The 23,271-nt window shown below is 34.9% G+C and carries 23 protein-coding genes; 22 read left to right on the plus strand and 1 reads right to left on the minus strand.

Features of this window, described 5'->3' with window-relative positions; genetic code table 11:
- Positions 1–122: 122 nt before the first annotated feature.
- The 8 genes from hrcA to deoC all read left to right on the plus strand — a co-directional run bounded on the left by hrcA (position 123) and on the right by deoC (position 9,302).
- Positions 123–1,157, plus strand: a complete 1,035-nt coding sequence (gene hrcA, locus BKP45_RS05420) for a heat-inducible transcriptional repressor HrcA (RefSeq protein WP_071388682.1) — start codon at positions 123–125, stop codon at positions 1,155–1,157.
- 95 nt (positions 1,158–1,252) lie between these two features.
- The gene (grpE, locus tag BKP45_RS05425) at positions 1,253–1,837 is read left to right on the plus strand and encodes a nucleotide exchange factor GrpE (protein WP_071388683.1); all 585 of its coding nucleotides are present in this window, start codon (positions 1,253–1,255) and stop codon (positions 1,835–1,837) included.
- 43 nt (positions 1,838–1,880) lie between these two features.
- Positions 1,881–3,704 (plus strand): molecular chaperone DnaK, encoded by a 1,824-nt coding sequence (gene dnaK, locus BKP45_RS05430; RefSeq protein WP_071388684.1) that lies wholly within the window; start codon positions 1,881–1,883, stop codon positions 3,702–3,704.
- Positions 3,705–3,940: 236 nt separating this feature from the next.
- Positions 3,941–5,059, plus strand: a complete 1,119-nt coding sequence (gene dnaJ, locus BKP45_RS05435; protein ID WP_071388685.1) for a molecular chaperone DnaJ — start codon at positions 3,941–3,943, stop codon at positions 5,057–5,059.
- 29 nt (positions 5,060–5,088) lie between these two features.
- Entirely contained in the window at positions 5,089–6,030 is a 942-nt protein-coding gene (gene prmA / locus BKP45_RS05440) for a 50S ribosomal protein L11 methyltransferase (RefSeq protein ID WP_071389058.1), read from the plus strand.
- 93 nt (positions 6,031–6,123) lie between these two features.
- Positions 6,124–6,876: a 16S rRNA (uracil(1498)-N(3))-methyltransferase gene (locus BKP45_RS05445; RefSeq protein WP_071388686.1), complete on the plus strand. Its 753-nt coding sequence runs from the start codon at positions 6,124–6,126 to the stop codon at positions 6,874–6,876.
- Between the two features lie 5 nt (positions 6,877–6,881).
- Positions 6,882–8,225 (plus strand): tRNA (N(6)-L-threonylcarbamoyladenosine(37)-C(2))-methylthiotransferase MtaB, encoded by a 1,344-nt coding sequence (gene mtaB, locus BKP45_RS05450; RefSeq protein ID WP_071388687.1) that lies wholly within the window; start codon positions 6,882–6,884, stop codon positions 8,223–8,225.
- 405 nt (positions 8,226–8,630) lie between these two features.
- Positions 8,631–9,302 carry a deoxyribose-phosphate aldolase gene (deoC, locus tag BKP45_RS05455; protein WP_071388688.1) on the plus strand — a complete coding sequence of 224 codons (672 nt, stop codon included), beginning with the start codon at positions 8,631–8,633 and terminating at the stop codon, positions 9,300–9,302.
- Between the two features lie 127 nt (positions 9,303–9,429).
- Here deoC and BKP45_RS05460 read toward each other — a convergent pair whose 3' ends face one another.
- Positions 9,430–10,362, minus strand: coding sequence for a Na/Pi symporter (locus BKP45_RS05460; protein ID WP_071388689.1), 933 nt, complete (start codon positions 10,360–10,362; stop codon positions 9,430–9,432).
- A 558-nt stretch (positions 10,363–10,920) separates the two neighbouring features.
- Between BKP45_RS05460 and rpsU the strand changes: the two genes are divergently transcribed.
- The 14 genes from rpsU (at position 10,921) to era (ending at position 22,869) form a co-directional block, all read left to right on the plus strand.
- Positions 10,921–11,097 (plus strand): 30S ribosomal protein S21, encoded by a 177-nt coding sequence (gene rpsU / locus BKP45_RS05465; RefSeq protein ID WP_071308673.1) that lies wholly within the window; start codon positions 10,921–10,923, stop codon positions 11,095–11,097.
- Positions 11,098–11,114: 17 nt separating this feature from the next.
- On the plus strand, positions 11,115–11,558 hold the full coding sequence (locus tag BKP45_RS05470; protein WP_071308674.1) for a GatB/YqeY domain-containing protein: 444 nt from the start codon (positions 11,115–11,117) through the stop codon (positions 11,556–11,558).
- 354 nt (positions 11,559–11,912) lie between these two features.
- Positions 11,913–13,241, plus strand: a complete 1,329-nt coding sequence (locus BKP45_RS05475) for an NfeD family protein (protein ID WP_071388690.1) — start codon at positions 11,913–11,915, stop codon at positions 13,239–13,241.
- 35 nt (positions 13,242–13,276) lie between these two features.
- Positions 13,277–14,272: a flotillin-like protein FloA gene (floA, locus tag BKP45_RS05480; protein WP_071388691.1), complete on the plus strand. Its 996-nt coding sequence runs from the start codon at positions 13,277–13,279 to the stop codon at positions 14,270–14,272.
- Positions 14,273–14,314: 42 nt separating this feature from the next.
- Positions 14,315–14,839, plus strand: coding sequence for a hypothetical protein (locus tag BKP45_RS05485; RefSeq protein WP_071388692.1), 525 nt, complete (start codon positions 14,315–14,317; stop codon positions 14,837–14,839).
- 144 nt (positions 14,840–14,983) lie between these two features.
- Positions 14,984–15,280 (plus strand): sporulation protein YqfC, encoded by a 297-nt coding sequence (gene yqfC, locus BKP45_RS05490; RefSeq protein ID WP_211272942.1) that lies wholly within the window; start codon positions 14,984–14,986, stop codon positions 15,278–15,280.
- A 13-nt stretch (positions 15,281–15,293) separates the two neighbouring features.
- Positions 15,294–16,481, plus strand: a complete 1,188-nt coding sequence (gene yqfD / locus BKP45_RS05495; protein WP_071388694.1) for a sporulation protein YqfD — start codon at positions 15,294–15,296, stop codon at positions 16,479–16,481.
- A gap of 5 nt (positions 16,482–16,486) precedes the next feature.
- The gene (locus BKP45_RS05500; protein ID WP_071388695.1) at positions 16,487–17,446 is read left to right on the plus strand and encodes a PhoH family protein; all 960 of its coding nucleotides are present in this window, start codon (positions 16,487–16,489) and stop codon (positions 17,444–17,446) included.
- Between the two features lie 207 nt (positions 17,447–17,653).
- Positions 17,654–19,864: an HD family phosphohydrolase gene (locus BKP45_RS05505; protein ID WP_322788158.1), complete on the plus strand. Its 2,211-nt coding sequence runs from the start codon at positions 17,654–17,656 to the stop codon at positions 19,862–19,864.
- A complete protein-coding gene (ybeY, locus tag BKP45_RS05510; RefSeq protein WP_071388697.1) occupies positions 19,861–20,325 on the plus strand; it encodes an rRNA maturation RNase YbeY in 465 nt (154 codons plus the stop codon). The genes BKP45_RS05505 and ybeY overlap by 4 nt, the downstream gene beginning before the upstream one ends.
- Positions 20,309–20,710, plus strand: a complete 402-nt coding sequence (locus BKP45_RS05515) for a diacylglycerol kinase family protein (RefSeq protein ID WP_071388698.1) — start codon at positions 20,309–20,311, stop codon at positions 20,708–20,710. The genes ybeY and BKP45_RS05515 overlap by 17 nt, the downstream gene beginning before the upstream one ends.
- 106 nt (positions 20,711–20,816) lie before the next feature.
- Positions 20,817–21,566 (plus strand): DUF502 domain-containing protein, encoded by a 750-nt coding sequence (locus tag BKP45_RS05520; RefSeq protein ID WP_071388699.1) that lies wholly within the window; start codon positions 20,817–20,819, stop codon positions 21,564–21,566.
- Between the two features lie 3 nt (positions 21,567–21,569).
- The gene (locus BKP45_RS05525; protein WP_071388700.1) at positions 21,570–21,968 is read left to right on the plus strand and encodes a cytidine deaminase; all 399 of its coding nucleotides are present in this window, start codon (positions 21,570–21,572) and stop codon (positions 21,966–21,968) included.
- Positions 21,961–22,869, plus strand: coding sequence for a GTPase Era (gene era / locus BKP45_RS05530; protein WP_071388701.1), 909 nt, complete (start codon positions 21,961–21,963; stop codon positions 22,867–22,869). The genes BKP45_RS05525 and era overlap by 8 nt, the downstream gene beginning before the upstream one ends.
- Positions 22,870–23,271: the final 402 nt, after the last annotated feature.

Raw genomic sequence — 23,271 nt, forward strand, 5'->3', positions numbered from 1 at the left:
GTATATTCTTTATTTAAAAGCTAACTTACTCTGAACCGTTGACAAAGAATATAGATTTTTGGTAATTTATTATTAGTATTTAGCACTCGTCAACCAAGAGTGCTAACAGGGGTGATAATACAATGTTAACAGAACGTCAATTATTAATTCTAAAAGCAATTATTGATGATTATATCCGTTCTGCAGAACCAGTGGGTTCTAGAAGTGTATCTAAAAGAGAAGATATTTCATATAGTCCGGCAACAATACGTAATGAAATGGCTGATTTGGAGGAACTTGGTTTTTTAGAGAAGCCGCATAGTTCTGCTGGTAGAATTCCTTCACAAAAAGGTTATCGTTATTACGTAGATCACTTGTTATCACCTGAATTACTTTCAAAGTCAGAAATTAAAGACATTAAATCAATTTTTGCTCAAAAAATTCATGAAGTTGAGCAAGTTATTGAACAGTCGGCACAAATCTTGTCGAATTTGACAAGTTACACTTCTATCGTGTTAGGGCCTGAAGTCTTTGAAACAACTTTACAACATTTGCAAATAATCCCATTAACTCAAGCTACTGGTGTTGCAATTATTGTTACTAATACTGGCCACGTTGAGAAACAAGCAATTTCAATACCTGAAGGAATGAAACTTTCAGATATTGAAATGATGGTGAATATTTTAAATGAAAGACTAAAAGGTGTTTCAATGCTTGAACTTAGAGGAAAGATTTTCTCCGAAGTTGGAATTGTATTGAAAATGCATATTAGCAACTATAAAGATACGATGCAAATGTTAGAACAGTCATTTAAACAGGAGAAAAACGATCAAATTTTCTTTGGTGGTAAGACGAACATTTTTTCTCAACCTGAATTTCGTGATGTAGAAAAAGTACGTCAACTTCTTGAAATGTTTGAGGAAAAACAACTTATTCATAAAATATTCAGATCAGATAGTTCAGGGATTACTGTGAAAATAGGCCAAGAAAATAACCATGAAGCAATAGATCATTGTAGTATTATCACAGCAACCTATACTGTAGACGGGAAACATTTAGGTACAATAGGAATATTAGGTCCAACGAGAATGGAGTATCGACGTACTATAGGGGTTTTAGATTATATATCTAAAGGAATGACAAATACTTTAACTAGTCTGTATCAAAGAAATAAGTAATGGAAATATTGACAAATAGCAGAAAAATATATATTCTGCCTGTTGGTAGTCATTTTATTCCATGTGAATTAGTATAGTTTTACTTTGTTAGGGAGGTGAAAGAGTTGGATAGAGCAGAACAAGAATTGGAACAACAAACAAAAGAAGATGTAGTAGTAGAAGTTGAAAATGATAATGATGCACAACAAGGCGACGATCTTAAAGATGAAGAGGTAACTTTATCTGAAGAAGAATTGAGGATTCAAGACCTTGAAACACAGGTAAAAGAATTAAATGATCGTTTGCTTCGTGTTCAAGCGGATTATGATAACTTCCGTCGAAGAACAAGACAAGAGAAGGAAGCAGCTGCCAAATATAGATCGCAAAGTTTGCTAGAAGAATTGATTCCTGCTATCGATAACTTTGATCGTGCATTAGGAGTTAATGCTGAAAGTGATGAAGCTAAATCTATACAACAAGGAATGGAAATGGTATATCGTCAATTAACTGAGGCTTTAAAAAATGAAGGATTAGAGGTAATTGCGGCAGTTGGTCAAGACTTTGATCCACATTATCATCAAGCAGTAATGCAAGTTGAAAGCGAAGATTATCAACCTAATGTAGTCGTTGAAGAATTACAAAAGGGTTATAAACTCAAAGATCGTGTTATTCGACCTTCAATGGTAAAAGTAAGTCAATAATGACGAGATAAAAGATACATAAATTTATAGGAGGAAATAGTCAATGAGTAAAGTTATTGGTATTGATTTAGGTACAACTAACTCTTGTGTAGCAGTAATGGAGGGCGGAGAGGCAGTAGTTATCCCAAACCCTGAAGGAAATAGAACTACACCTTCAGTAGTTGCCTTTAAAAATGGAGAACGTTTAGTAGGTGAAGTAGCTAAGCGCCAAGCAATTACAAATCCAAACACTATTATTTCGATTAAACGTTATATGGGAACTGATCACAAAGAAGAAGTAGAAGGAAAAAAATATACTCCACAAGAAATTTCTGCAATCATTCTTCAAAAGTTAAAAGAGGATGCTGAAGCGTATTTAGGAGAAAAAGTAACAAAAGCTGTTATCACAGTTCCAGCTTACTTTAATGACTCTCAACGTCAAGCAACAAAGGACGCTGGTAAAATTGCAGGATTAGAAGTTGAGCGTATCGTAAATGAACCGACAGCGGCTGCTTTAGCTTATGGTCTTGAGAAACAAGAAGATCAAACGATTTTAGTTTATGACTTAGGTGGTGGAACGTTTGACGTATCTATCCTTGAGCTAGGTGATGGCTTTTTTGAAGTAAAAGCAACTTCTGGAGACAATAAGCTTGGTGGAGACGACTTTGACCAAGTAATTATTGACTATTTAGTAGCAGAGTTTAAGAAAGAAAATTCTATAGATCTTTCGCAAGATAAAATGGCTCTACAACGCTTAAAAGATGCTGCTGAGAAAGCGAAAAAAGATCTTTCAGGAGTGACTTCAACACAAATTTCTTTACCATTTATTACAGCTGATGCTACAGGACCTAAACACTTAGAAGTAACATTAACTCGTGCTAAGTTTGATGAAATTTCTAGCCAACTTGTGGAGCGTACAATGGGTCCAACTCGCCAAGCTCTTCAAGATGCAGGTATGACTCCAAATGATATTGATAAAGTTGTACTTGTTGGTGGTTCAACACGTATACCAGCTGTACAAGAGGCTATCAAAAAGGTAATTGGTAAGGACCCTCATAAAGGTGTAAACCCTGATGAAGTAGTTGCATTAGGTGCAGCGGTTCAAGCAGGTGTTTTAACTGGGGATGTTAAGGATGTTGTATTATTAGACGTTACACCTTTATCTTTAGGGATTGAAACAATGGGTGCAGTATTTACTAAATTAATTGATCGTAATACAACGATTCCAACAAGTAAGTCACAAGTGTTTTCAACTGCTAGTGATAATCAACCGTCAGTAGATATCCATGTTCTTCAAGGTGAGCGTCAAATGGCGGCAGATAATAAAACGCTTGGAAGATTCCAGTTAACTGATATTCCACCAGCTCCACGTGGTGTTCCTCAAATCGAAGTAACCTTTGATATTGATGCAAACGGGATTGTTAACGTAAAAGCTAAAGATTTAGGAACAAATAAAGAGCAATCAATTACGATTACCTCTTCTTCAGGATTAAGTGACGAGGAAATCGATAAAATGGTGAAGGATGCGGAAGCAAATGCTGAAGCTGATAAAAAGCGTCGTGAAGAAGTAGACCTTCGTAATGAGGCAGATCATTTAGTATTTACAACTGAAAAAACATTAAAAGATCTTGAAGGCAAAGTTGATGAAGGTGAAGTAACTAAAGCGAATGAAGCAAAAGATAAGCTGAAAACTGCTCTTGAAGGAACAGATGCTGAAGCTATTAAAACAGCAAAAGATGAACTGCAAGAACTAGTTCAAGCTTTATCAGTAAAATTATATGAGCAAGCTGCACAAGCAGCTCAAGGTGAGCAAGGTCAACAAGATGCTAAAGCAGACGATAATGTTGTCGATGCTGAGTATGAAGAAGTAAATGATGAAAAGAAATAAGGCACAAGCCTTGAGAAAGAAGTCAAAGTCAGGCTATTAGGCTTTGACTTTTTTCCACTTTAAGAAAGAATAATTAGAGTAGACTTTGTTTGTATTGGTGATAGTATTAAAAAGCTTAAGTTAGAATATAGTATTGTGCAGTAAAATATAAAAGATACCAATCCCCTAATGCTTCACATTTTTCAGGGATAGTGTTAAGATATTCGTTATGTAATAAATTCGGGAGTGGGTACAAAATGAGTAAACGTGATTTTTATGAAGTACTAGGTGTTGATAAAAGTGCTTCTGCAGATGAAGTAAAAAAGGCTTATCGTCAGCTAGCTCGCAAGTATCATCCAGATGTTAATAAAGCAGCGGATGCAGAGTCGAAATTTAAAGAAGTTAAAGAAGCGTATGATACGATAAGTGATCCACAAAAGAAGGCTCATTATGATCAATTTGGACATTCTGATCCTAATCAAGGTTTTGGTGGTGGTGGCGACTTCGGTGGCTTCAGCGATATTTTTGATATGTTTTTTGGTGGTGGAGGCGGCAGAAGGAATCCGAATGCACCAAGACAAGGAGCGGATTTACAATATACGATGACATTGGAGTTTAAGGAAGCTGTTTTTGGGAAAGAAACTGATATTGAGATACCTAAAGAAGAAACGTGTGATACGTGTTTTGGTAGTGGAGCCAAACCAGGTACAAAACCTGAAACATGTTCACACTGTAATGGTACTGGTCAATTAAGTGTAGAGCAAAACACACCATTTGGTCGAGTTGTCAATAGGCGTGTATGTCACCACTGTGAGGGTACTGGAAAGTATGTAAAAGATAAGTGTAATACTTGTGGTGGTAAAGGAAAGGTACGTAAGCGTAAAAAAATTCATGTCAAAATTCCAGCTGGAATCGATACTGGTCAGCAAATTCGTGTTTCAGGCCAAGGTGAAAGCGGCGTGAACGGTGGACCACCTGGTGACTTATTTGTTGTGATTAACGTAAAACCACATGAGTTTTTTGAGCGTGATGGAGATGATTTATATTGTGAAATGCCAATCACATATGTTCAAGCTACCCTTGGAGATGAAATTGAGGTTCCGACGTTACAAGGGAAAATTAAATTAAAAATTCCAGCGGGTACACAAACAGGAACAAACTTTAGATTAAGAGGAAAAGGTGTTCCAAATGTTAGAGGCTATGGACAAGGTGATCAGCACATTCAAGTTCGAGTTATTATTCCTAAAAATTTATCCGAAAAACAGAAAGAATTATTAAGGGAATTCGGTGAGTTAAGCGGGAATCAAGCTCCAGATGAGCAAAGTGAAAATTTCTTTTCAAAAGTAAAGCGAGCATTTAAAAGTTTTAATGATTAATTAATTAGGAAGAGATGGAGTTGGTAGAGTTGAAATGGTCTGAAATTAGTATTCAAACAACACAAGAGGCTGTTGAGCCTGTCTGTAATATTCTGCATGAGGCAGGTGCAAGTGGGGTAGTAATCGAAGACCCGCAAGATCTTATCACTGATTGGGAAGATCAGTTTGGTGAAATCTACCAACTCTCTCCTGATGATTATCCTAAAGAAGGAGTTATAGTTAAAGCATATCTCCCGGTGAACAGTTTTCTAGGTGAAACCGTTGAAGGGATTAAAGAAGCAATAAACGGATTGTTAGTTTATGATATTGATATTGGTCTAAATAAAGTCTCTATAAGCGAGGTCAATGAAGAAGAGTGGGCAACAGCTTGGAAAAAATATTATAAACCTGTAAAAATATCAAATCATATTACCATTACACCGACATGGGAAGAATATGAGCCTGAAAAAGATGATGAATGTATTATCGAACTTGATCCAGGTATGGCTTTCGGGACAGGAACACATCCTACAACAGTTCTTTGTGTAAGGGCAATCGAAAAGAAAATTACAGAGAAAGACCATGTTATCGATGTTGGTACGGGTACAGGAGTATTAAGTATCGCTGCGGCAAAGCTTGGAGCAGAGAAGGTTTTGGCCCTTGATCTAGATGAAGTTGCAGTTAAAAGTGCGATTATAAACGTTAAATTAAATAAAGTTCAAGACGTTGTTTCAGTAAAACAAAATAATTTACTTGAACAAGTTAATGAGAAGGCAGATTTAATTGTAGCAAACATCTTAGCTGAGGTTATTGTACGCTTTGTTCAAGATGCGGCAAAGGTACTTAAACAAGGTGGGACATTTATTACTTCGGGTATTATTAGTGGTAAAAAACAAGAAGTGAAGGATGCTCTTCTTAAACATGGTTTTATCATCGAGGAGACCTTAGAGATGGAAGATTGGGTCGCGTTTATTTCAAAAAATGGAAATTGAATTCCTTGCTTCTACCTTGTGATTGGCGTTGGTAGAAGCTTGCATTTTGTTAATGGTACTTCACTATAAAATAAAATTGGAAGGTGTATGAAAGTGCAAAGGTATTTTGTAGCGAATGATCAGCTAAATGAAACGAAGTTCTTTATAATCGGTGAGGATGTTAAGCATATAAGTAAGGTTATGCGTATGGTGATTGGTGATCAGATTATTTGTATTAATGAGAAAGGTCTGGTAGCTCGTTGTGAAATCACATCAATTTCTTCAGCTGAAATTTCGGGAAGTGTAATTGAATATTTAGCAGAAAATAAGGAAATGCCGGTAAAAGTTACCATTGCACAAGGCCTTCCAAAAGGTGATAAAATAGATATGATTGTACAAAAAGGTACAGAACTTGGAGCTTCTGAATTTATTCCTTTTCAGGCTTCTAGATCTATAGTTAAATGGGATGAAAAAAAATCAGAAAAGAAAATTGAAAGATTACAAAAAATTTCTAAGGAAGCGGCCGAGCAATCTTACCGTAATATTGTACCAAAAGTAAATAATAATCATTCCTTTCAACAGTTGTTAAAGAAAAGTGAAAGTTACGATATAAAAATTGTCGCATTTGAGGAAAACGCAAAAGCTGGGGAAAAGAGTAATTTAGTTACAACAATTAATAATACAGAGGTAGGTTCCTCTGTTATGATATTGGTTGGACCTGAGGGGGGCTTGTCCAATGAAGAAGTTAAGGAGCTAGAAAAAGTAGGATTTATTCCTTGTAGTTTTGGCCCTAGAATTTTACGTACAGAAACTGCTGCATTATATTTCTTATCAGTAGTTTCCTATCATTTTGAATTATTGAGGTGATGAGTATGCCTACAGTTGCCTTTCATACACTAGGTTGTAAAGTAAACCATTATGAAACAGAAGCGATTTGGCAGTTATTCCAACAAAACGGCTATGAGAAAAAAGAATTTGAAACAATAGCCGATGTTTATGTTATAAATACATGCACAGTTACGAACACAGGGGATAAAAAAAGTAGACAAGTAATCAGACGTGCGATACGACGTAATCCAGACGCGGTTATTTGTGTTACAGGTTGTTATGCTCAAACATCTCCTGCAGAGATTTTAGATATTCCAGGTGTTGATATTGTAGTAGGTACACAAGACCGTACGAAATTACTTGATTACATTGACCAATATAATAAAGAACGAAAACCGATTAATGCCGTTGGAAACATTATGAAAACACGTATATATGAAGAATTAGATGTACCCAATTTTACAGATCGTACAAGAGCGTCATTGAAAATTCAAGAAGGTTGCAACAATTTCTGTACTTTTTGCATTATTCCTTGGGCAAGGGGATTAATGCGTTCTAGAGATCCTAAAGATGTAATTAAACAAGCAAATCAACTTGTTCAGGCTGGTTACAAAGAAATTGTTTTAACCGGGATCCACACGGGTGGTTACGGAGAGGACATGAAGGGGTATAGCTTGGCTCAGCTATTAAAAGAGTTAGAAAATGTGAATGGGTTAAAAAGGATTAGAATTTCATCTATTGAAGCTAGCCAGATTACCGATGAAATTATTCGGGTTATCAATGATTCTAACAAGATTGTTCGTCACCTTCATATCCCTCTTCAATCAGGCTCAGATACTGTATTAAAACGAATGAGACGTAAGTATACAATGGAATTCTTTAGTGAACGTCTAGACCGATTAAAAGAAGCATTACCAGGGCTTGCAGTAACTAGTGATGTTATTGTTGGATTCCCTGGTGAAACTGATGAAGAATTCCAGGAAACATATGATTTTATTGCTAAGCATAAGTTTTCGGAATTACATGTATTTCCGTACTCTAAGCGAACAGGTACACCTGCAGCACGTATGGAGGATCAAGTAGATGAAGAAGTAAAGAATGAGCGTGTTCATAAGCTTATCGAGTTATCAAACCAGTTAGCAAAAGAATATGCCTCGGATTTTGAAGGGGAAGTTTTAGAAGTTATACCAGAAGATCGTGATGATCAAGAAGAAGGACATTATATTGGATATACAGATAATTATTTAAAAGTGAAATTTCCTGCAAATGAGGATATGATTGGGAAGTTAGTTAAAGTAAAAATAAATCAATCAGGTTACCCAGTAAATATAGGAAGTTTTGTACGTGTTGTTGAAGATGAAGTGCATGAAAAAGTCTTAAATAGTTAATTATAACACCTAACAAGTGACTCTTGTTAGGTGTTTTTAGCATAAAATTAATAAGTTTGTATGCAAGTTCAAGGTTCATTACAGAACCAAAATTTATCCCACTCTTAAGGGGCAGTAAGACCTCCACCTCAAAACTTAAGAAAATCGAGAAGTTTAGGTGGGGTTAACTGCCCCTTAAGGTCCGATATAGAATAACTTCATCGGCGAAACTGATGATTAGTTATTCTTATGCCTGTGGTATAAGAATAACTAACAATCAGTGGGGGATGAAGGAACCCCCCCACTGATTGAAGTTCAGCTTTTATGGCTTTATTAATGATTAAGATAGTAATTTCAGTCATTCAATGGTAATCTATTTAAGATGTCCGTACATCTAAGAAGACTAAGAGTGAAAGGGGTTTTTTTATGAGTAAGCAATTAGCAAAAATGATTGATCATACTTTGTTAAAGGCAAATGCTAGTAAAGAAGAGATAATTACACTAGCAAACGAAGCAAAAGATTATAAGTTTGCATCGGTTTGTGTTAACCCGACTTGGGTCCAAACGGCTGCCAAAATATTAGAAGGTACAGAGGTTAAGGTCTGTACAGTTATCGGCTTTCCGTTAGGTGCTAATACACCTGAAACTAAAGCTTTCGAAACGAAAAATGCAATTGAAAACGGGGCGACTGAAGTTGATATGGTAATTAACATAGGTGCGCTTAAAGATAAAAATGATGAATTAGTTGAAAATGATATTCAGGCAGTAGTTCAAGCAGCAAAAGGGCAAGCTCTGACGAAAGTAATTATCGAAACATCCTTACTTACTGAGGAAGAAAAAGAACGTGCATGTGAAATGGCTGTTCGTGCTGGAGCTGATTTTGTAAAAACATCAACTGGTTTTTCAACAGGTGGTGCAACAGTTGCTGATATCACATTAATGAGGAAAATTGTAGGTCCGGATATTGGTGTTAAGGCATCTGGGGGTGTTAGAGATCGTGAAACGGCTTTAGCGATGGTTGAAGCTGGTGCAACAAGAATTGGAGCAAGTGCTGGAATTTCAATTGTTAAAGGTGAAAAGTCCAATTCTACATATTAAAAAAGTGAGCCAAAGCTCACTTTTTTGATATAATCAGAATTTATATGCCTGTGGTAAGTTGAACTAACAATCAGTGGGGGATGAAGGAAAACACCCCTAATTGAAGTTCAGCTTTATAAGTGTCCTACTATTTTTGTTCATTTCCGTGTAAAGCAATAACAAATTTATAAAAAAGCGGTACGAAGGGTAGGACGGCTACCGATGATATAATATTAAAAATCGTTCCGGCATGTGCTAATTGCAAATTAGGTAGCGCTGTTAAGCTAATAGAAATAGAGCTTAACCAACCGATAAAAGGTAAAAATAGTAAAACACCAATAATGTTTAACCAAATATGCGCAAATGCTACGAGTTTTGCCGAGTTTTTTGATCCGACACTTGCTAAAATAGCTGTAAAGCAAGTCCCGATATTAGCCCCTAACACAATCCCGATGCCTGCTGGAAGGGCTAATATTTGGTCGCTCATAAAGCCCATTGCAATAGCGGTTGTGGCGGTGCTCGATTGAATTAGAGCTGATAGTACTGCTCCAACTCCTACAGCGATAAAGCTATTTTCATTTGTGAGCTGTAAGAAATTATGAGCTGTAGGGATTGAAGCTATTGGATATGCTAATGTCTCTAAACCTTGCATTGCAACAAAGATACAACCTAGACCGAAAGAAACGCAACCGATACAATAAGCTACATGTTTTTTCATATTCATTAATATAACCCCAATAATTAACATAGGAATAATTCCTGATGTTAAATTAAATGCAATAATTTCTGTTGTGAAACTTGTCCCGATATTTGTACCTAGGATTATACCGATAGATTGTTTAAAGGTTAAATAACTAGCTGCTACTAAACCAACAGTTATAACCATTACTGCAGAACTACTTTGTACGATCGCAGTTACTATAGTTCCTACTAATAGTCCCTTAAATGGTGTGCTAGTCATTTTTATTAAAGCTAATTTTAAACGATCCTGTGATAAATTTACTAATCCGGCTCTCATAACAGTCATACCAAAGAGAAATATTGTAATATAAACAGCAAATAGCGAAAATAACTGTTGCATGATATTGTCTCACCTCTTTACCATTTGTATGGACATGTGAGTACAAGCATGACAAAAATAATTTATAATATATAATGAATTTCATGATTTAATATTTTCTTCACTAAATTACTATATCTAATAACGTTAAACCTCTCGAAAATAGATTAAATTTATCCCACTCTTAAGGGGCAAGTAAGACCCCCACCTCAAAACGTAAGAAAATCGAGAAGTTTAGGTGGGGGATAAACTGCCCCTAAAGGTCCGATAAGTTGAACTAACAACCAGTGGGGGATGAAGGAAAACCCCCACTGATTGAAGTTCAGCTTTATTGTTTTTTTTTGGTAATTGTGAAATTCACCAATTAGTATTAATAAAAAAGTTGACCTGAAAAAATGGTTATATTATAATCTTAAAAGACATGTTTTTTATTCAACCATCGTTGAGACGGTTATCTATGAAAGTTTGTAGTTAAATGGTGGGCTTTAATTGTGATTTTTTGCTAGCCATTAGCAAAAAATGAGACCTACCAAGTGTAAACATGTTTCATTGGTTGTTTCGGAGGGAGGGAAATATAAGATGGCAGAGACTCGTGTTCGCAAAAATGAATCGATTGACGCTGCTCTTCGTCGCTTCAAAAAGTCAATATCTAGAGAAGGTACTTTGGCAGAAGTGAAAAAGCGTAAGCACTATGAAAAGCCTAGTGTAAAACGTAAGAAAAAGTCAGAGGCAGCAAGAAAGCGTAAGTTCTTTTAAGAGAGGGTGTTTTAGATATGAATCTTCTTGATCGTTTAACTGTTGATATGAAGGAAGCGATGAAGAATAAGGAAAAGCAAAAGCTCTCTGTTATTCGAATGGTTAAATCTGCTTTACAGAATGAAGCGATTAAACTAGGTAAAGAACTTACAGAAGACGAAGCTCTAACTGTTCTGAATCGTGAACTTAAACAACGTAAAGATTCCCTCCATGAGTTTGAAAAGGCTAGTCGTGAAGACTTAGCCGAAAAAGTACGTGAAGAAATCGTTTTTTTAACAGTATACATGCCTAAACAATTATCTGAAGAAGAGGTTGCAGAAATAGTGAAAGAAACTATCAAAGAAGTAGGAGCAGCATCAAAGTCAGATATGGGTAAGGTCATGGGTGCAATTATGCCTAAAGTAAAAGGTAAAACCGATGGCTCAGTCGTTAATCGACTCGTACAACAGTTTCTTTCATAAATAAAACAACGCCTTGTCTTGTGCAAGGCGTTTTTTACTCTTTAGGTAAAGGTTCTTGGCTCTATACTAAATGTTGTGGTGCTGCCTATGAAATTCAATGAAGACCATCACTGATTGTTAATTCAGCTATATTGGCTACTTATGAACTCCATAATACACATATTACGCGGCTTAGATACTAGTTCCGTTAAATGGTTCGTAACTAAATAAGAATTGGCTCGTTTTGGTTTTTATGAAATTCACTCAGGTAAATAAAAAATTATGTAAAATATTTTTTAAAAAGTATGTAACTTTTCCATACTATATACGTATAAGTAATTGAGTATTCTAAAAGAAAAAGAAAGGGGGATTATGATGAATAGATTTGCTCTCATGAGAAAACTGATATTTTTGTCCTTCATTGTTTTAGCTGGTATCATCTGGATGTTCAAGCTACCTGTACATAGTCAATCGAATAATCAAGTTGTTTATTTTGTACCCATAGAGCAAGCTGTAGAACGTGGTTTAGAAGCGTTTTTAAAAAGGGCTCTAGAAACAGCAGAATATGAAGGTGCTGACCATATCGTCTTAGAAATTGATACTCCAGGTGGACTTGTGGATGCGGCTACCAATATTGCAAACCTAATTAAAACCACAGAAACCCCAATTACGGCCTATGTTAAAGTGCAAGCTTTGTCTGCGGGGGCGTATATTGCTTTAAATGCAGACCAAATTGTAATGGCACCAGGTACTACAATTGGTTCGGCTGCTGTTATTGATAGTGCTGGTAATGCTGCAGAAGAGAAGGCAAATTCGATGTGGCTAGCAACAATCGAGGGTGCTGCAAGAGATCGTGATCCAATATATGCTAGGGCAATGGCGGATAAAAATGTAGATTTACCTGAGTATCGTGCTGGAGTTGGTTATCTCTTAACATTATATGCCGATGAAGCTCTTGAAGTTGGGTATGCTGAAGCAATAGCCAAAGATCGGACTGAGCTTCTTGAATTTATTGGGATGGCAAATGCTGAAGTTAGGGAAATTGAAGTAAGCTTTGCTGAGAAAGTTGCAAGGTTTGTTACACATCCAGTCATTATTCCAATTTTACTATCAATTGGTAGTCTAGGCTTAGTATTGGAGCTATATTCACCAGGGTTTGGGATACCAGGAATTATGGGCTTATCTGCATTACTTTTATTTTTCTTTGGGCATTTAGTTGCTGGCTTTGCTGGTTATGAGACATTAATTGTATTTGGTGCAGGAATACTCTTGATAATTATTGAAATATTTTTTCCGGGATTTGGACTTTTTGGTGTCTTAGGAATCGTAGCTATTATAGGAAGTATGGTACTTGCGTCTTATTCGACCGTTAATATTTTATTATCGATCTTAGTTGCAACTGTAGTATCTGTAGTAGCTTCAATCTTAATGTTCAAATTTTTTGGATATCGAGGCCCACTAAAAAGGTTAATTTTAACGGACTCTACTAAGTCTGAATTAGGTTATGTTTCAAGTGTTACTCGCAAGGAGCTTGTTGGGAAAATTGGTATAGTCACAACTAGGTTAAGACCATCAGGAACTGCTATATTTGAAGAGGAACGACTTGACGTTGTGTCTGAAGGTGGGTATATTGAACAAGGGAAGAAAGTAAAGGTAATATCTTCAACAGGTTCTAGAATAGTTGTCCGGGAAATAAAAGAATAAGGCAACAACCACGATTTATTAAAAATAAGGAGGAAATGAACATGGAAGAAATCTTTTTACTTATTATTGTAGGCTTAGTCATTATTGCATTTGCAATCTTATTTACGTTTGTCCCAGTTATGCTCTGGATTTCAGCACTAGCAGCGGGGGTACGTGTAGGTATTTTTCAACTAGTTGGAATGAGACTTCGTCGTGTTATTCCGGCACGTGTAGTTAATCCGTTAATTAAAGCCGTAAAAGCAGGACTGGAATTAAGTACAAACCAGCTAGAAGGTCATTATTTAGCAGGTGGTAACGTTGACCGTGTAGTAAATGCACTGATCGCTGCTCAAAGAGCAAATATTGATTTAAGTTTTGAAAGAGCGGCAGCGATTGATCTTGCCGGACGTGATGTATTAGAGGCAGTTCAAATGAGTGTTAATCCAAAAGTTATTGAAACTCCATTTATTGCTGGTGTTGCTATGGATGGGATTGAAGTAAAAGCAAAAGCCCGTATTACTGTTCGAGCTAATATTGACCGATTAGTCGGAGGCGCGGGTGAAGATACTGTCATCGCTCGTGTAGGTGAAGGGATTGTATCAACAATTGGGTCGGCTGAAAATCACAAAAAAGTCCTAGAGAATCCAGACTTGATTTCACAAACAGTATTATCAAAAGGCTTAGATGCAGGTACAGCTTTTGAAATCTTATCGATAGATATTGCAGATATTGATATCGGGAAAAATATTGGTGCTGAGCTTCAAACTGACCAAGCTGAGGCTGATAAAAAGATTGCACAGGCTAAAGCAGAAGAGCGTCGTGCTATGGCGGTAGCAAAAGAACAAGAGATGAAGGCTAAAGTAGAAGAAATGCGGGCGAAAGTTGTGGAAGCAGAAGCAGAGGTTCCTCTTGCCATGTCTGAAGCATTACGTTCAGGTAACATCGGTGTTATGGATTATATGAATATTCAAAATATTTTAGCTGATACAGATATGAGAGATTCCATTGGTAAGGCAACTGATGATGGTAAGAAAGATGGAAATAAACAATAATAACTATCTAATGGAATACCATTAGAAAGGAGGCCATAAAAAATGGAGGATCTCCTAAGATATATAACTGCAAACCCTTTTTTACTTTTTCTAATTATTGGTGCGATTTTAAGTTTCTTTCAAAAAGGTAAAGAGCAAGAAAATAAGAAGCAACCAAATAAAACTAATCGACCAGCTGGTACAGGCCGACAAGAAGTCGATTGGAGAGAAATATTTCATCAGGAAATTGAACCAAACACAGCACCTCAAAAACAAAGAAAAGAAACTTACACCATCAATGACATGCCTAAACTTTCTTTAGATGAAGTCAATCAAAGTAATAAAATATTAGAGAAATATGAACAAACAAAGCGGAAGAAAGAAGCTGCTAAAAGATATGAACGTAAATTAAAAGACTCTCCTATTTATCAAGGCGACATTACAGCTCAAAGTCAGGTTAAATTAGACTTCTCAAATATTTCTAGAGAAGATGCAATTAAAGGAGTTGTTTGGTCAGAAATTTTAGGAAAGCCAAGGGCAAAAGGTTCATATCGTCCTACCCTTAATACAAGAAGAAAGAAAGGCTAAGCTCATGCTTAGCCTTTTTGTGTGTAAAGAAATGTTCAATTCTTCTTAATAACCATCCATTTATTTTTGGTATATTTATTAAAAAAGAGTGATACCTTTCCTACTTTTTACATAAAAATGATATGAAAGGGGGGTCGTTACATTATGAAGAAGATAAATAAGATGGTCAGAAAATGGATGACAGATAAAATGGAACTTCCTGCAGATGTTACGATGGATCTACCGAGGATTACGATGATTGGACAACTGCATATTTATATCGAAAATCATCGTGGAGTTTTGAAATTCTCTAATCAAGAATTAAGGCTTTTATTAGAACAAGGACAACTACTAATAAAAGGAAATCATTTTGTGATTAAGACAATTTTACCTGAAGAGCTTTTACTCGAAGGAACAATCGATCAAGTTATTTACATAAATGAGGAGAAGAAAAAAAGATAGTAAGGAGGATAATATGAAAAACTCATGGACGAACAGATTTTCAGGTTTTATTCGTATAAAAGTAGTTGGAAAGTATACAGAACTCTTTTTAAATAGGTGTATACACCAAAAAATATCTATCTGGCATATTCGTAAGGTAGGAGATGAAACGATAATTTGTTATTTATCTTTAGATGATGTACATCGTATTCGTCCAATTGTAAGAGAAACAAATGTAAAAGTTTATTTTATTGAACGGAAAGGTATGCCATTTATTATTAGGAAAATGATCTCACGAGGAGGTTTTGTTGCAGGTCTAGTAAGCTTTGTTGTAATATTATTTATTTTATCAAACATGGTATGGGGGATAAAAATAGAAGGAGCATCACCGCAAGTAGAGCATCAACTAACTCAAGCCGTTACAGAATTAGGAATAAAAAAAGGAAAGTTTCAATTCCTATTACCGAGTGTCGAAGAAATTCAAATGCTAGTTACAGAGGAAATAGAGGAAGCGACGTGGATAGGTGTAACGTTAAGTGGGACGACCTTTCATTTTAATGTAGTAGAAAAATCACTACCGGAAAAGCAAGAACAAATTTCACCAAGACATTTAGTTTCAAAGAAAAAAGCCATTATTTATGATATTTTTGTTGAAAAAGGGCAAGGTAAAGTTTCACCTAACGATTTTGTCGAAAAAGGAGAAATGTTAATTACTGGTTTCATCGGAAAAGAAGGAAAAATGGAGATTGCACCAGCAAAAGGGAAAGTACTTGGTGAAATTTGGTACAAGTCTACTGTTTCCGTTCCACTAGAAAGTGAATTTTCAACTCTTACTGGTGAAAAAAAAATCAAACATTCACTATCGGTAGTAAATTTCCCAATTACTTTTTGGGGATTTGGTGATCCTCAATTTTTGCAATACGAAGTAAATGAATATGAAAATACATTACAGTTTTTGAAATGGCAGCTTCCACTTAAATACCATAAAAAAGTGGTGTTAGAAAAAGAAACGCTAATTCGTGAATACAGTGAAGAAGAAGCAATTGAAGTCGCTACCTTAATGGCAAGAGACGAGTTAATGAAAAAAATAGACGACGATGCCGTAATAAAAGGGGAAAAAGTTTTGCACCAATCCATAGAGAATGGTAAAGTTAAATTAATGATACACTACCAAGTAATAGAAGATATTACCAAAATACAACCAATCATTCAAGGGGATTGAGAATATTGTCAGAAATACTTATTGATCTACAATTAGAAAAAGCAAACGAAGCTCAAAATTTATTTGGTCCAAATGATTCACACCTAAAAATAATGGAGCAAAAATTAGGAGTATCCATTGTTACAAGGGGAGAAAAAATTTTAGTAGCTGGTGAGGATGCGAAAATCTCCATTGTTAATGATGTTATAGATGCTCTCATAACCCTAATTCGTAAAGGAACACATATTTCGGAACGGGACATCATTTATGCAGTACAACTAGCAGAAAAAGGAATGCTTGAAGAGTTACTTGAATTATATCAAGAAAAAATTGCTGTTAATGTAAAGGGAAAGCCGATATTGGTGAAAACTCTGGGACAACGGCATTATATTACGGCATTAAGAAAAAGAGATATTGTTTTTGGCATCGGGCCTGCTGGTACTGGAAAAACATATTTAGCCGTTGTGATGGCAGTAACAGCCTTAAAAGATGGTTTTGTAAAACGAATTGTTTTAACCAGACCCGCAGTTGAAGCGGGGGAAAGCTTAGGTTTTTTACCTGGAGATTTGAAGGAAAAAGTGGATCCATATTTGCGACCATTATACGATGCACTACACGATGTACTAGGAGTAGAGCAAACGGCCCGTTTGATGGAAAGAGGAACGATAGAAATTGCGCCTTTAGCTTATATGAGAGGTAGAACTCTTGATGATTCTTTTGTGATCTTAGATGAAGCACAAAATACAACATCGGAGCAAATAAAAATGTTTCTTACAAGATTAGGTTTTGGATCCAAGATGGTGATAACTGGTGATTTAACTCAGATTGATTTACCAAAGGGGAAAAAATCTGGTTTAAAGACTGCACTTGAAGTGTTAAATGATGTACAAGGTATTGACTTTATTCATTTACAAGCTACTGATGTAGTTCGACATACACTTGTTCAAAAAGTAATAAATGCATATGAAAAATCAGATAAAGAATAATGTTACAATGAGCATCTACTAAATTAATATTGTATAATAAAATTGAGAATTAACACTCTATTGTTAATTCTCGATTTTCAATTATAGGGATAATACTTCATAATACTGATTTTCTATACTATTTTGATTACTACGTTTTTAACTATATAGTTTTGTAGCGCTATGTTAAAGAAATTGGGCAATTAGCTTGATATGAAAAATAAAGAGGTGAGAAACTTGGGGAAAAGGGCACCAATTGATCAACTGAAATGGTGGAAAAAGCTTAAAGATCACCGTTATATACGAGTCATTTTATTTATTGTTTTAGGAATAGTTATGTATTTATCAATGTTGAGTAATATTATTCCTAATACATTAAATGTTAATCTAGGTTCTTATGCTCAGCAGGATATTCGGGCGCCAATTACAATAGAGAATAAGGCAGCAACTGAAGAAAAGAAAAAATTGGCTGCAGAAGCAATAGAGCCCCAGTACACAAATAATAAAGCTTTTGCTCAAAAACAAGTTAAGAAAATTAACGATATTTTCGATATTATAAGTCGAATTAATGAGGACGCAGAAGTTGAAAATATACAATTAGAAGAACAAACACACATTGATTTAGATAATCATGTGCAAATTGAAAAGACAGGAGGATCTTTAGAAGAAAAATTAGAAAATCTACGAGCTATTATCTCTAGTCAAACAAGTGATGACTTATCTGATGAAACATTACTTACATTTTTAGAAGCGGATGAGTCAGAACTAGAAATTGTTAGAGAAACAACGACTAACGCCATATACAATGTAATGAGTGAAGAGATTCGAATTAATGATGTACAAGAGGCTAAAGATTTAGTAGAAACAAAAATTGTTATCTCTACAGTAACCCCTAAGTTATATCAGGCAATGATAGAAATGGCAAGGTTTGCAATTACGGCTAACTATATTTACGATGACGAGGCAACGGAGTTAGCAAGGAAAAAAGCAATTGAAGCTGTAGAACCAGTAATGATCCGTGAAGGCCAACTTATTGTTCAAGAAGGTGAGGTAATTACCTCAACGATTTATTCTCAGTTAGCTATCTTAGGTCTGCTTGACGATCAGGTGAATATATACCCCTTTATCGGATTGGGTATACTCGTATTATTGCTAGTTTTAATGTTAGCTTACTATTTAAGCGATGCAAAAACATCAATACGCAACAATAATAGTCATTTGTTAATGTATGTACTTATTTTTACAGTGACAGTTTTAATCATGAAAATTTCCAGCTATACACATAATTTATATTTTCATGGGTTTACATTAATTGCACCGGTGGCAGTTGGTTCTATGCTTATGACGATGTTGATCCATCAACGGGTTGCTCTGTTCACGAGTATGGTTTTTTCTATCATAGCTAGTTTTATATTTAATGCTGAAACGACAGGTGTCGTAAACTATACATTTGGTATATACGTGTTCTTTAGTTCAGTCGCTGGAGTGTTTTTCTTAAGTAAATCAAACCGAGTTTCGAGAATATTACAGGCAGGTCTATTTGTTTCAATCGTTAATATTTTAACGATCATTACACTCCTAATGTTAAGAAATGCTCAATATAGTTGGATAGAGGTTGGTTCAAACATTGGATTTGGCTTTTTGTCAGGTTTTTTAGCTGCTGTCTTAACTTTAGGCTTATTACCATTTTTTGAAGCGGGATTTGGTATTTTATCAACGATGAAATTAATCGAGTTATCAAATCCAAATCACCCTCTCCTACGGAAGATACTTGTTGAGACACCAGGAACTTATCATCATAGTGTTATCGTTGCTAATTTATCTGAAGCTGCTTGTGAGGCTATCGGTGGAAATGGGTTGCTTGCCCGTGTAGGTTCTTATTATCATGATTTAGGGAAAACAAAGCGTCCGCATTTTTTTATTGAAAATCAAATGAAAATGGAAAATCCACATGATAAGCTGTCTCCACAATTAAGTAAAACGATTATTATTTCGCACCCGTACGATGGCGCAGAGCTCTTAAAAAATTATAAAATGCCAAAAGAAATTATTGATATTGCTGAGCAGCACCATGGTACTTCTTTGCTTAAGTTTTTTTATCATAAAGCGAATCAAGAATCATCCAAACCGATTCCAGAAAAGGATTTTCGATATCCGGGTCCTAAGGCTCAAACTATTGAAGCGGCAGTTGTAGGGATTTCAGACTGCGTTGAGGCAGCTGTTAGATCAATTGCTAAACCAACACCTGAGAAAATAGAAACATTAGTAAAAAAAATTATTACAGATCGACTTGAAGACGGACAGTTTGACGAATGTGACTTAACATTAAAGCAGTTAAATATTGTTGCTATGTCAATCTGTGAAACGTTAAAGGGAACTTTTCATTCTAGGATAGAGTATCCTGAGGATGTTAAAAAGAAGGGAGACATTCAAGATTGATAATAGAAGTTGAAATACAAGATGAAACGAATCAATTGACTGAAGAGCAGCTTTTGCTGGTTAATAACTTATTAAATTATGCTGCTAAGTTAGAAAGTGTACAAAAAGGTTCAGAGTTATCCGTAACCTTTGTTGATAACGAAGCGATTAGAGTCATAAATCGTGAATATCGGAATAAAGATACGGCAACTGATGTTATTTCTTTTGCATTAAATGATGATGAATCTGATATAAATTTGCAAGAAAACATTCCTAACCTTCTAGGCGATATTATAGTTTCTTATGAAAAAACAGTTTCCCAAGCAGAAGAATACGGTCACTCAATTAATAGGGAGTTAGGCTTCCTTGTTGTTCATGGGTTTCTTCACCTTTTAGGATATGACCATATGAATGAAACAGAGGAAAAAATTATGTTTACAAGGCAAGAGGAAATCTTAGAGGCCTATGGACTACAAAAATAGTTATGACCGTTATTGGAAAAGATTTATATGGAGTTTTATTTTTGCTTGGTCTGGTTTAAAAAATGCTTTTCGTCATGAACAAAATATAAGAATTCATTTTACTATTGGCCTAGTAATCATTGTATTATCTTTTCTATTAAATATTCCTTTATTTGAAAAAATAATATTACTTTTGGTCATAGGGGTTATTATTTCTTTAGAAGTGATGAATACTGCTATAGAGAGGGTTGTTGATCTAGTCACAAAGGAATATCACCCTTTGGCCAGGATTGCTAAAGATGTTTCTGCTGGTGCAGTACTTATTTTTAGTATGTTCGCAGTAATTATTGGTATATTAATTTTTTATAAACCAGTAGTTGAGTTAATAAGTAATTATATATGGTGACGGCTTGTTTTAGGGATTGTATTTTTTATTAGCAACATTTGCATTTGCTTATATACACTAAATAGGTCAATAATTCTTAATTATGAATGAGAGGGGTCTACTTCTCATGTGGAAAACATTTCAAAAAAATATTATTATTGGTTTTATTACGTTGTTGCCTGCAATAGTCACAGTTTATGTGTTACATTTTTTATTTACTATTATTGATCGTCTTTTAGGTCAATTCATTACGAGTTTTTTAAAAGTGTTAAGAGTAATTAAGGTTGAAGAAGGTACTATTTATTTTTTAGGAGTTTATACACCTTTTTCAGAACGAATACTAGGGATAGGTTTCTTTTTAACTATATTTATTATTTCTGTGATAGGTTCTTTAAGAAGAAGAGGCCTGAAGAAGCAGGTTTTTGAAAGTGTTGATCATTTCTTTCGGAAAATTCCTGTAGCAAACTATATTTATTCTTCCGTTGAGCAAATGATAAATGCTTTTACACAGGAACGTTCATCCTTTAAAAAAGTAGTCATGATCGAATATCCACGTAAGGGTGTTTATACACTAGGTTTTTTAACTGGAACATCTAAAGGTGAAGTTAAAAGAAGGACGAATAGTAGTTGTTTTAATGTTTTTTTACCAACAACTCCTAATCCTACATCAGGCTGGCTCGTATTAGTCCCAGAAAAAGATGTTACAGTATTAGACATGACGGTTGAACAAGGACTAAAGTTTATAATTTCAGGTGGCGTTGTTGTTCCACCTGATAAAGCTTCAATGCTTTTGGATAGTCAATTCGAAAAATATACAGAACAATTACATGAAAACAAGGAAATAATGATAAAGGTTAAATCAAGAAAAGGAGATTAGGTGATGGAAACAAACCGTTTAATAGATGAGGCGAAGCTAGCAAGAGAAAAAGCTTATGTTCCATATTCTAAATTTAAAGTAGGTGCAGCTTTACTTACTAAAGATGGAAAGATTTACCATGGTTGTAATATAGAAAATGCAGCTTACAGTATGTGTAATTGCGCTGAGCGCACAGCGCTTTTTAAAGCCTATTCTGAAGGAGATACCGAGTATAGTACATTATGTGTTATTGCTGATACCGCACGTCCAGTGCCGCCTTGTGGGGCATGTAGACAGGTGATAACGGAACTTTGTCCCAAAGATATGAAAATAATCTTAACAAATTTACATGGAGATATTGAGGAAACAACAGTAGAAAATTTATTACCAGGAGCTTTTTCACCGGAGGATTTAAATGGATAATACAAGTTATAAATCAGGTTTTGTTTCAATTATTGGACGACCTAATGTCGGCAAATCAACTTTACTAAATAATGTTATTGGGCAAAAAATTGCCATTATGAGCGATAAACCACAGACAACAAGAAATAAAGTACAAGGAGTTTATACAGACAACCATGCTCAAATTGTTTTTATTGATACTCCAGGGATACATAAACCAAAACATAAGTTAGGCGATTTTATGATGAAGGTCGCTTACCAGACACTACGAGAAGTAGATCTTATTTTATTTGTTGTCGATGCCAAAGAAGGTTTTGGCGGTGGTGATCAATTTATTATTGATCAATTACAAAATGTTCGTACACCAGTCTTTTTAGTTATAAATAAAATAGATTTAATACACCCAGATCAGCTATTACAATTTATTGATCAATATAGAAAGAAATATAACTTTACTGAAGTAATTCCAATTTCTGCACTTCAAGGAAATAATGTTAGTACCCTAAAAGAACAGATTATTGAACATTTAGACGAAGGACCACAGTATTATCCTGCTGATCAAGTAACTGATCATCCTGAACGTTTTATTGTATCTGAACTAATACGTGAAAAAGTTTTACATTTAACTAGGGAAGAAATTCCCCATTCTATAGCAGTTGGCATAGAGCAAATGAAACAACGAGAAAATGGAAACACTGTCTATATAGGAGCAACAATTGTTGTCGAACGAAGCTCTCAAAAAGGGATTATTATTGGTAAACAAGGGGCTATGTTAAGAGAAATAGGGAAAAGAGCTAGAACAGATATTGAAGCTTTACTTGGTTCAAAAATATTTCTTGAACTCTGGGTAAAAGTTCAAAAAGATTGGCGAAATAAACCAGGATTTTTAAGAGATTTTGGATTTAGAGAAGATGAATATTAATTCGTAAAAGAAATTAAAAAACAACGGGTAATTATGACCGTTGTTTTTTTATGTCAAATTAAGATAAAATGTACTTATTGGGAAAATAGTTGCTTAGAAAAAGATATTGTCAAAAGTTCATTAATATTATCTTTCTAAATTAATAATATCTGAGTGAATTTCAAAATTACCTAAATGGAGCTACATAAGTCTAAATGTTGTTGGAAACGATCTCCATCCAACAACATTTAGTATCAGAGTAGCGAAAATAAACAATTATGAAATTCATTAATCTAAAATTATGCAAAAAAATTTTAGTAATTTTTCCTTAACATGTTTTTAGCAAAAAAGGTCATTCTAATTGTATAGTGAGGTCTAGGATAGCTTATTTATACTCTATGTAAGTTAAGAAAAAAACGAAAG

It is taken from the genome of Anaerobacillus alkalidiazotrophicus, from assembly GCF_001866055.1.